A 10,237-nucleotide genomic window follows, 5' to 3' on the forward strand; every position below is an offset into this window, starting at 1 on the left:
TATCCGTTACATCTGTTTACATGCCAATCCCTTGATCGCGGGAACTTGTCGGCAGTGAAAAATGAAACTGCGCGCCCTGGCCGGGTGTGGACTCTGCCCACACCCGGCCTTTGTGCCGCTGCACCACCCGCTTGACGATGGACAGTCCGATGCCCACGCCTTTGAAGTCCCGCTGGTCGTGCAGCCTTTGGAAAGCGCCGAACAGCCGCGAGGCTTCCTGGGCGTCGAAGCCGGCCCCGTTGTCCTTCACCGTGTAGACCACGTTCGCCCCCTCGGTCACCGCGCTGACCACGATGCGGGGCTCGGCCACTTTGGACGAATACTTGAAGGCGTTGGACAGCAGGTTGGCCCACACCTGCCGCACCAGCACCGGGTCGGCCTTGACGGGGGGCAGGGGGCCCACGACCACCTGCGCGGCGTGGCCTTCCCCGCTTGACTGGATCTCGGCCACGAGCGATTGCACCAGTTGCTCCATGTCGACGGTGCTCAGCTCCAGCTTGCGCTGCTGCGCAAAGGCCAGGTCCAGAAACTCTTCGCACAGGTGGCGCAGGCGATCGCATTCGGCGGCCACCATCTCGATCTTTCGGCTCACCCCGGCCGGCAGGTCCGCGCCTTCATGCTGCAACATGAAGCGCAACAGAACCGCCATTTGGCCCAAGGGGCTGCGCAGATCGTGCGACACGCTGTTGGTGAAGCTCTGCAGGTCCTTGTTGCTTTGCTCGAGCTCGCTGGTGCGCTGGCGGATGATGTCCTCGAGGCGCTCGTTGAACTCGCGCAGTTCGTGCTCTCGGCTTCTCAGTTCTTCGATCAGTTTCGAGATGGAGTCCGCGACTTGGTCCACCTCATTGGCGCCGACCATCGGCACGCCCGAGGGCGATGGCGTGAGCACGCGGGCCCGCACGGCAACCCGCCGCAGGGGTTCGTTCAGCACCCCCGCCAGCCACCAGCCCAGCACCCCGAACATCAGCGCGCCAAACCCGCCAAAGATCCAGATGCGGCGCTGCAGGCTGTTCGCGGCCTGGAAGGCGACGTCCACCGGCTGGCGAACCACCACGGTCCAGCCCATGCCTGGGTAGTCGTCCGCGGCCTGACTGGGCCCCGCGGCCGTGAGGTACTGCCGGCCGTCAGACCAGGTGCGCACCACCGGGGCCAGGCTGAGCTCGGCCGCGGACACGCCGCGCAGCGCGGGCTCTTTGGGCCCCAGGTCGGCCTGACCCTGGCGGTTCACGATGACGATGTCCAGGGCCTGTCGGGCATCGAGCGTGGCCAGCGTGGCGCGGCGCCGTTGCTCGGCCCAATCCCAGTTCAAGTGGGCGCCCAACACACCCATGCGCTGACGCCCCTCATGAAGCAAGGGGGCGGCCACGTCGATGAAGCGGTGGGGCTCGCCGGTGGGCGAGGCTGGCAACAGGCTGGACAGCAGTTTGGCATCGTGCACATCCAGCACCGACGGTTTGGCCAGGCCCGCCTTGAACCACGGGCGTTGCTGCACGCTCACGCCCTGCAGCAGCCCGCCGGTGGAGGCGAGCACGGTGCCATCCAGGTCGGTCACGCCGATCCAGCTGTAATGCTTGGTCGAGCTTTGCAGGCGCTCCAGCGTGCGGCGCCAGCGGTCTGGCGTCATGTCGAGTGCCAGCGTGGTTTCGATTTCGGTGAGCCGGCGGATCTCGCGAAAGCGCTCGGCGACATCGGCGTCAAGGCGGGCTGCCACGGCGGTGGCCAACTGCGCCAGCATCGCGCCGCTGGCTCGCTCGGCCTCGCGGCGGGCGGACAGGCCGGACAGCCCACCCGTGATCGAGAAAAGCACCAGCGCCAGAACAAAGAATGCAACGCCCACCCTGGTTTGTGAACCGGTGCGTCGAACGGCGTCGGACAATGATCGGAGCATTGAGCCTCCCTTTGTGACGGATGGGCACTCTTCGGGGCATCGATTCTTGCGCATTTCCCATTTAATTGTCCGGCAGCATTCACGGCCGGGTGGGTTGATCAGCGCCTGAGCAAGGTCAGGCCGATCAGCCGCGAAACCACCGCCGCCAGGTACATCACGCCCGCGAACATTTCCAGTGTGCTGATGCCCCGCGCCAGGGGTTTGATGGGGATCACATCGCCAATGCCGGTGCTGGAGAGCAAGGCAAAACTGAGGAACATCAGTTCGGTCCAGGTGCGTGGCGCTTGCGGGTCCACGGCCGCCGCGAAACTGCCCGGCTGCCACTCCTGCACCAGCACGAACAGGTGGGTGAAGCCCCAGGCCAGCAGCGTGAAAGTGGCGCCCGCGGCGAACAGTTCATCCGCCGTCGCGCGCATGTCTTTCATCATGTAAGCGATCAAGCTGCCCGCGGCGTAGAAGTAAAACACCGCCTCCAGTGCGGCCGACCACGGCAGCAAGCCCGGCATGTCCATCGTGGATTGAAGCACCAGCAACACGATGGCCGGCAGGGCGATGCAGGCGCTGATCCAGGTGTGGCCAGGCGTGCGATCGACCATGCCCGTGGTGATGACCAGCACCGCCACGCCAAAGGCGCCCAAGGCCACCGGCCCGCCCGGCGTGGTCTCCAACAAAGGGTAGAGCAGCAGGCCTGCCAGTTGAACGAGCAGCAAGATGGCGGAAGGGTGGCGGCGCGTCAGGCTGAGCAGGTTGGCGTAGTGCATGGCCGCATTGTCGTCTGGCTAAAACCCTGCGCCCAACAGTGCTTAAGTCGGGCTCCCGATTATTCTAAGACGACCGGTCATATAGTTTGCGAATGGCCCGCACCGCAGACCCCACCGACATCCCCCGCCGCTTGAGCGACGCGGGCTACGCCCTGTTCCAGCTGCAAGGCTACAACGCCACCGGCATCCAGCAGATCACCGACAAGGCCGGGGTGCCCAAGGGCTCGTTCTACAACCACTTCGACAGCAAAGAAGCCTTTGCCGCGCAGATCCTGCGCAACTATGCCAAGTGGACGGGCGACGCCTGGAGCGCGGCGTTGAAAGACGCGCCGGCCAACCCGGTGGCCGCCATCCACCACGTGTTTGGCCAATTCATCCAGCACCACGACCGGACGGGTTGCCAAGGCTGCCTGGTGGGCAATTTCGCGGCTGAAGTCGTGGAGGCCAGTGAGACCTGCCGCACCGTGCTGTCCGACGTGCTGCGTGATTGGCGCGACCGCCTGGCCGCCCTGATCTTGCAAGCCCAGCAGGCTGGTGAGGTGCGCGATGACGTGGACGCCCAGGCTCTGGCCAACTTCTTCTGGGATGCCTGGGAGGGCGCCGTGCTGCGCAGCAAGGTCGAGCACAGCGTGCGGCCTTTGCACGAGGTGCGCCACCTCTTGCTCGACAAATTCTTCCTGCCCTGACCACACGGGCTTTTCCCGCTTCGCTTCCCAATTAGGAGTCCACTGCATGTCTGCCCCCGATCACACCTCCCCTGATGCCGCGCTGTTCCAGCCTTTCCAACTGGGCGGCATCACCTTGGCCAACCGCATGGTGATGGCCCCCCTGACGCGCAACCGAGCCGAAGCCGGCAACGTGCCTGGCGCCATGACCATCGAGTACTACGCCCAGCGCGCCTCCGTCGGCCTGATCATCGCCGAGGCCACCCAGGTGTCCGCCCAGGCCCAGGGCTACAACGCCACGCCGGGCGTGCACAGCCCCGAGCAGATCGCCGCCTGGAAAAAGGTGACCGACGAGGTGCATGCCCGTGGTGGCCGCATCTTCGTGCAGCTGTGGCACACCGGCCGCATGTCGCACACGGCCTTCCAGCCGGGTGAGCTGGCGCCCGTCGCGCCCTCGGCCATCCGTGCCAACGCCAAGACCTACATCCCCGGTGCGGGCTATGTGGACACCTCCGTCCCTCGCGCCCTGGAGACCGAAGAGATCGCCGGCATCGTCAACGACTTCCGCACGGCGGCCCGCCACTCGATCGAAGCCGGCTTCGACGGCATCGAAATCCACGGTGCGCACGGCTACCTGCTCGACGCCTTCCTGCGCGATGGCTCGAACCAGCGCACCGACCGCTATGGCGGCAGCATCGAGAACCGCGCCCGCTTCCTGGTCGAGGTGATGGCCGCGGTGATCGACGAGATCGGCGCGGACAAGGTCGGCGTGCGCCTGTCGCCCGTCTCGCCCGTCAACGATTCGAGCGAAAGCAAGCCTCAGCCTTTGTTCGAACACGTGGTGCGCGAGCTGAACAAGCTCAAGCCTGTGTACCTGCACATCGTCGAAGGCGCCACTGGCGGTCCGCGCGACATCGCCCCGTTCGACTACGACGCGCTGCGCAAGCTGTACGACGGCGTCTGGATGCTGAACAATGGCTACGACAAGGCCATGGCCGTGGACGCGGTTGCTTCGGGCAAGGCGGACCTGGTGTCCTTCGGCCGTTTGATGCTGACCAACCCCGACCTGCCGCGTCGCTTCAAGGAAAACGCGCCGTTGAACGAGTTGTTCAAGGACGCGCCTTTGTACGGCGGCGTGGGCGCCCACGGCTACACCGACTACCCCGCCTTGCCGGCCTGAGGCCGCGAACGGGTATCCTGACCGGATGCCCGCCGCCGACCCGACCACCGCGCCCGACACCGCGACCTTGCTCGCGCTGCTGGGCGCGGGTCCTTGGGTGGTGCTCACGGGGGCCGGGCTCAGCACCAACAGCGGCATCCCGGCTTACCGTGATCGGCACGGGCAATGGCAGCACGCCAAGCCCATCCAGCACCAGGAGTTTCTGGCATCAGAGCTGGTGCGGCGGCGCTATTGGGCCCGCAGCCATGTGGGTTGGCAAGCCATGTCGCGCGCCGAACCCAATGCGGGGCACCGGGCCATTGCCGAGCTTGAACGCTTGGGCCTGGTCGGCACCGTGATCACCCAGAACGTCGACGGCCTGCACCACCAGGCGGGCAGCCAGTCGGTGATCGAACTGCACGGCAGCATCGCCCGCGTGCTGTGCCTGTCGTGCCAGCGTCGCTACCCGCGCGCGCAGGTGCAGGCGCTGTTGCAGGCCGGCAATCCTCTTTTCGACCCGCCGCCCTCCGCCGTGTCCAGGGCTGCTCCGGATGGCGATGCCCACCTTGAAGACCAGCATTACACCGGCTTCCAGGTGCCGGTGTGCCCCGCTTGCCAGGGCCTGCTGAAACCCGATGTCGTGTTCTTTGGCGACAATGTGCCGCGCGAACGCGTGGCCGCCGCCAGCCAGGCCATTGAAGGCGCTTCGGCCATGCTGGTGGTGGGGTCCTCCTTGCAGGTGTACTCGGGCTTCCGCTTTGCCGAGCAGGCGCACCGGTTGGGCAAGCCGGTGATCGCCATCAACCAGGGTGTGACCCGCGCCGATGCCTTGCTGGCCGCCAAGCTGGACCAGGACTGCAGCGAGGCATTGACCCAGCTGATGAGCGGCTGTCAGGTCGCAAAAGCATGATCGAAGTGGCAATAAGTCATGCATGGGGCGGCTCGCCCAGGTTTTCCCCCTGGGCTGGCCGGCGATACTGATGCGCACAGTGGTCTCCTCACCTTCCTCCGCCGAAGCGCGCGATCCCTTGAGCGACGGGCCCATGGGGCCGCCGGATCCGCCTCATGCCCGGGATGCCAGCGCATTTGGCCAGGTTTTGAAGCGGGGCTTCAATGGCCTGCGCTTTCCCTCCGACCTGGAGTCGCGCTACCAGCAAGACCGCTCGCCCGAGCGTTCCCGTTTGATCCACCGTGGCGCTTTGTGGGTGCTGTGGCTGTCGAACACCCTGTTGCTGACCGACTGGCTGATGGTGCACGACCAGTTCAGCAAGGCCTTGCAACTGCGGCTGCTGTTCTACACCCCCCTGTGCCTGATGTGGGTGCTGGGCACCAGGCGCCTTGGTGGCGTGGCGCGTGAGTGGGTGGCGGCGGCCATGGGCCCGGTTGGCGCGGCGATCACGGTTTTCCTGTGTCTGTCCAGCGAGGACGAACTGGCGCCGTCTTACCTCGTCGTGCTGTGCCTGGTGCAGTTGATCAATGGCGGCATGATGCAACTGCGCTTCTGGCGGGCCGTGGGGGTCGACACGGTGATCCTGCTCATGTACGCCGGGGCGGCGCTGGCCTTGCCTCACCCCCCGGTGGCGGTCTTGATCGGGATGACCTTGGTCATGGTGTCCGTCACTGTGTTCACGCTGTATGGCAGTTACTGGCTCGAGCACGAAGACCGCACCAACTGGCTGATGCTGGAAAACGAGCAATGGCTGCAGGGGCGTCTGGAACAAGCCAACCAGAAGCTGGACCAGCTCTCGCGCTTCGACCCCCTGACCACCGTGGCCAACCGCCGCCACTTCGACGAATTCCTGCAGCAGACCTGGTCGCGTGCCAGTCATGACGGCGACGACCTGGCCGTGCTGATGATCGACATCGATCATTTCAAGGCCTACAACGACCGGCATGGCCACCCAGCCGGAGACGCCTGCCTCCAGGCCGTGGCCGAGACCTTGAAAGACTGCTTGCGCCAGCCGGAAGACCTGGTGGCACGCTATGGCGGCGAGGAGTTCATCGCCTTGCTGAGCCATTCGGACTTGGCCGCGGCCATGTTGGCGGCCGAGCGGGTGCGGGTGGCCGTGGCCGCTGGCACGGTCCCGGTCACAGTGAGCGTCGGGGTGGCCAGCGTGCGGCCGAGCACACCGGGCAGTTCGTCAGCAGGCTTGGTCGCCGCGGCCGACCGGGCCTTGTACAAGGCCAAGGCCGGAGGGCGAAACGCCGTGCGCGGTGACGTCTCGCCGATGGGGCCCGACCAGGGCATGCCCGAAGAGGTAAGTCACCAGCCCGCCAAGCCTGACGCGGTGTCGAAGGCCCAGCCGCTGCTCGATCCGAGCAACTCCTGGCTGCGCTTCCCGACCGCCCTGGAGCAGCAGTTCCTGAACGAGGGCGCGGCGGCCCGCCTGCGCTACATGGTGCTCAGCGGCATCCTGTCACTCGTGGTGTTCAACGGCTTCCTCGGCATCGATTACCTGATGGCGCCGGATGTGTTCGGCCTGGCCCTCAAGATCCGACTGGGCCTGTTCACGCCCATCGCCATCGCCTTGCTGCTGCTGGGTTGGTTTGGCCACGCCTGGGTGTTGCGCACCGTGCCCCCCGTGGCGGTGGAATGCCTGGTGTTGGTGAGTGGCGTGTTCGCGGCCGCCTGTCTGGCCTGCATCCTGGCTGCCACGCACAGCCCGACGGGCCAGTACTACCACGTGGGCCTGATGGTCGTGGTCATCTACGCCAACATCGTGCAGCGGCTGCGCTTCTGGTATGCGGTGGCCTGCTCGGTGGCCATCCTGGCCATGCACATCGGTGGCGTGCTGATAGTGCCTGCGTTCAACCAGCGCTTGATCCTGCCGGTGATCTCGCTGGTCGGGGCCACCGTGGTCTTGACGCTGATGTCCAACTACGCGATGGAGCGGGACGAACGCAAGCGCTACCTGCTGTTCGTGCGGCAGAAGCAGTTGCTGCAAAAGCTGGACGAAGTCCACCACCGCTTGCAGAACCTGGCCCGGGTGGACGTGCTCACCGGGGCCTACAACCGGCGCCACCTGCAGGCCTACCTGCATCAGACCTGGCAGCGGGCCCAGCATGGGCAAGGCGAGGTGGCGGTGATCATGCTGGATGTGGATCACTTCAAGAACTACAACGACCGCTACGGCCATCCCGCTGGCGACCGCTGCCTGGTCCAGGTGGCCCAAGCCATGAAGGCCTGTTTGCGCCAGCCTGGCGACCTCGTTGCGCGCTACGGGGGCGAAGAGTTCATCGCCGTGCTGCCACAGACCAGCGCCGAACTGGCGCGGCAAGCGGCCGAGCGGATTCGGCTCGCCGTGCAGTCGATGCAGGTGCGGCACGAGGGGTCGGACACCGCCTCGGTGGTGACGGTCAGTGTGGGCGTGGCCGGTGCTGCCGCCGCACCGGCGCAAACCGAATTGGGCCTGATCTCGGCGGCCGATGCCGCGCTTTACCGCGCCAAGCACGGTGGCCGCAACCAAGTGGCCGTGGCCACGGTCTGAGCGCTGCGCGCCCGTCAGCGGGGTTCCGGCGGCTGGAACACCTGCCTCACGTGTTCGACCAGCGCGGCCTGGTCGGGCATGGCCTCGGACCCGGGCGCGGTCATTTTCATCCACCGACGCAAGCCGCCCCACGCGGACAGGTTGTGTTTCACGACCGATTCGAGGTCGGTCTTGAAACCTTCGTCCGACCAGGCGATGGCGGTGTGGATGGCCGTGCCCACCAGGCCGCTGGCGGCCAGTTTCAGGTCGATCTCCGGGCTGAGCCGGGGGTGCAGCCCTTGCGTCAAGGTCTGGATGGCCTGTTGGTAGGCCAGCAATTGCGCTTGGCCCTCGCGCTGCCGGGTCTGCTCGCGCCACACGCCGTCGATCAGGATGATCTGCACCCGGCGCGGGTCTTGGTGGATGAAGCTGAGGAAAGCCCGCAACCCGGATTCCAGGATGGCGCTTTCGACCAGGGGGGCGGCCATGATGGCGCCACTCACGGCGGCCATGAGGTCGCGCACCAGGAGCGAGAACACGGTGTCGAAGATGTCGTGCGTGCTTTTGAACGATTCGTAGAAATAGCGCTCGCTCAGGCGCGCGGTGGCGCAGATGTCGCGCATCGTGGCTTGGGCCAAGCCCTGCCGCCCGAACACCTCGATGCCCGCGTCCAGCAACCGCCGACGCCGAAGCCTGGTGCGCTCTTCCCGAGGCACGCCGGAATAAGTGCGGGATTTCGACGGTTCGGAGGGGGTGGGTTGCAAGGACATCCGCAAATTGGACAATGGTTCTTGCCAGTTGGGTTGAATGGTCAAGTATCGCGTGTCTGTCGGGGAAGGGGGGCTTTTGATGTCCATCAAAACCCACATTTTGTCGTGATAAGTACCGTTGGCGCGCAATGCCCCATGTTCAGGGGGAAAGGCAGGCGCCTTGGCGCAAACCCTCTGAGAAACTGCTTAATCAGTTTGTCAAACTATCTCCATGCGATTAATCGATCGCTGGCAATTGGTCAACGATCAATGCGCCGGATACAAATTGGAGAGAGACCCATGATCAGCCCCTTCTTGCGCAAGTCTGCCTTGGCCCTGCCGCTGGCCGCCATCGCCCTGGCGGTGTCCTCGGCCTATGCTGCCCCGACCCAAGGCCCGTCCGGCCTCGCCTTTTATGACGCCGCCACGCCCAACGGCGCCCACGGCGACCTGATTTCCTACCGCACCGCGTCCGTCAACCTGGGCGCCGGCGCCCCCGCCGTCAAGGCCTGGAACGTGCAGTACCAGTCGACCGATTCGGTCGGCGCGGCCAACGTGGTCACCGGCACCGTGCTGGTCCCCACCGCCGCCTGGTCCGGCGCGGGCGACCGCCCCGTCATCTCCTACGCCGTGGGCACCCATGGCCTGGCCCAGCCTTGCGCGCCTTCGCTGCAACTGGCCGGTGGCACCGACTATGAAACCGCCAACATCAACGCCGCCCTGAAGGCCGGCTACGCCGTGCTGGTCACCGACTACGCGGGCTACACCACGGGCAGCACCCCCACCTACTTGGCCGGCGCGTCGCAAGGCAATGCGGTGCTGGACATCGTCAAGGCCGCGTCGCAGATCCCGTCGGTCGGCATCAGCGCCACCGCCAAGACCGCCATCTGGGGTTACTCGCAAGGTGGCCAGAGCGCCTCGTGGGCCGCTGAACGCAAGGCCAGCTACGCCCCCAACGTGAACCTGGTGGCCGTGGCCGCCGGTGGCACCCCGGCCGACTTCATCACCACGGCCAAGTACCTGGACGGCTCCAATGGCGCCTCCTTCCTGTTCGGTGGCGTGATCGGCCTGGCCGAGCAGTACCCCGCCCAGATCCCGCTGAACACGCTGGCCAACGCCAACGGCCAGGCGGCCGTGGCCCGTGGCAAGTCGCAGTGCGTGTTCGAATCGCTGTTCGACCTGATGAACCACAGCCTGTCCGAGTACACGGTGGGCAACCAGTCGCTGGACCAGTTGCTGACCGTGCCGGCCATCAACGCCACGCTGAAGGCGCAAGACTTGGGTGCCAACAAGGTGCCGGTGCCGCTGTACCAGTACCACGGCCAGGCCGACGAGTTCATCCCCATCGAACAGCACGTGTCCTTGAAGCGCAAGTACTGCGCCAAGTTCAGCAACGTGACCTTCGACGTGTACCCCAGCGAGCACATCGTGACCCAGTTCCAGGCCGCGCCCACGGTGCTGACCTGGTTGGGTGACCGCTTCGCCGGCAAGTCCACGCTGGGCACCTGCCTCACGCTGAACGCCGAACCCAAGTCGACCGGATTGGCC

At 66.0% G+C, this 10,237-nt stretch carries 8 protein-coding genes; 5 read left to right on the forward strand and 3 right to left on the reverse strand.

Annotation, left to right across the window (positions count from 1 at the left end; translation table 11 throughout):
• Positions 1-16: 16 nt before the first annotated feature.
• Positions 17-1,888 carry a sensor histidine kinase gene (locus ACREB4_RS18360; protein WP_431589688.1) on the reverse strand — a complete coding sequence of 624 codons (1,872 nt, stop codon included), beginning with the start codon at positions 1,886-1,888 and terminating at the stop codon, positions 17-19.
• A gap of 98 nt (positions 1,889-1,986) precedes the next feature.
• Positions 1,987-2,649, reverse strand: a complete 663-nt coding sequence (locus ACREB4_RS18365; protein WP_431589689.1) for an ion channel — start codon at positions 2,647-2,649, stop codon at positions 1,987-1,989.
• Positions 2,650-2,741: 92 nt separating this feature from the next.
• Between ACREB4_RS18365 and ACREB4_RS18370 the strand changes: the two genes are divergently transcribed.
• The 4 genes from ACREB4_RS18370 (at position 2,742) to ACREB4_RS18385 (ending at position 7,961) form a co-directional block, all read left to right on the forward strand.
• Positions 2,742-3,335, forward strand: coding sequence for a TetR family transcriptional regulator C-terminal domain-containing protein (locus ACREB4_RS18370; protein WP_431589690.1), 594 nt, complete (start codon positions 2,742-2,744; stop codon positions 3,333-3,335).
• 46 nt (positions 3,336-3,381) lie between these two features.
• Positions 3,382-4,494, forward strand: a complete 1,113-nt coding sequence (locus tag ACREB4_RS18375; RefSeq protein ID WP_431589691.1) for an alkene reductase — start codon at positions 3,382-3,384, stop codon at positions 4,492-4,494.
• Between the two features lie 25 nt (positions 4,495-4,519).
• Positions 4,520-5,383 carry an NAD-dependent protein deacetylase gene (locus tag ACREB4_RS18380; protein ID WP_431589692.1) on the forward strand — a complete coding sequence of 288 codons (864 nt, stop codon included), beginning with the start codon at positions 4,520-4,522 and terminating at the stop codon, positions 5,381-5,383.
• 70 nt (positions 5,384-5,453) lie between these two features.
• The gene (locus ACREB4_RS18385) at positions 5,454-7,961 is read left to right on the forward strand and encodes a GGDEF domain-containing protein (RefSeq protein ID WP_431589693.1); all 2,508 of its coding nucleotides are present in this window, start codon (positions 5,454-5,456) and stop codon (positions 7,959-7,961) included.
• Positions 7,962-7,975: 14 nt separating this feature from the next.
• Here the strand turns inward: ACREB4_RS18385 and ACREB4_RS18390 are convergent, their stop codons facing one another.
• The gene (locus ACREB4_RS18390; protein ID WP_431589694.1) at positions 7,976-8,710 is read right to left on the reverse strand and encodes a TetR/AcrR family transcriptional regulator; all 735 of its coding nucleotides are present in this window, start codon (positions 8,708-8,710) and stop codon (positions 7,976-7,978) included.
• 279 nt (positions 8,711-8,989) lie between these two features.
• Between ACREB4_RS18390 and ACREB4_RS18395 the strand changes: the two genes are divergently transcribed.
• Positions 8,990-10,237, forward strand: a 1,248-nt coding sequence (locus tag ACREB4_RS18395) for a lipase family protein (RefSeq protein ID WP_431589695.1), incomplete at its 3' end; no start/stop codon positions are given.

The organism is Aquabacterium sp. (assembly GCF_050725395.1).
GTDB lineage: Bacteria > Pseudomonadota > Gammaproteobacteria > Burkholderiales > Burkholderiaceae_C > Aquabacterium.

Bases quoted from the DNA above. Each gene is read 5' to 3' on its own strand.
- ACREB4_RS18375 (WP_431589691.1), top strand. From the start codon at position 3,382: ATGTCTGCCCCCGATCACACCTCCCCTGATGCCGCGCTGTTCCAGCCT.
- ACREB4_RS18380 (WP_431589692.1), top strand. From the start codon at position 4,520: ATGCCCGCCGCCGACCCGACCACCGCGCCCGACACCGCGACCTTGCTC.
- ACREB4_RS18370 (WP_431589690.1), top strand. From the start codon at position 2,742: ATGGCCCGCACCGCAGACCCCACCGACATCCCCCGCCGCTTGAGCGAC.
- ACREB4_RS18360 (WP_431589688.1), bottom strand. From the start codon at position 1,888: ATGCTCCGATCATTGTCCGACGCCGTTCGACGCACCGGTTCACAAACC.
- ACREB4_RS18365 (WP_431589689.1), bottom strand. From the start codon at position 2,649: ATGCACTACGCCAACCTGCTCAGCCTGACGCGCCGCCACCCTTCCGCC.
- ACREB4_RS18390 (WP_431589694.1), bottom strand. From the start codon at position 8,710: ATGTCCTTGCAACCCACCCCCTCCGAACCGTCGAAATCCCGCACTTAT.
- ACREB4_RS18385 (WP_431589693.1), top strand. From the start codon at position 5,454: ATGCGCACAGTGGTCTCCTCACCTTCCTCCGCCGAAGCGCGCGATCCC.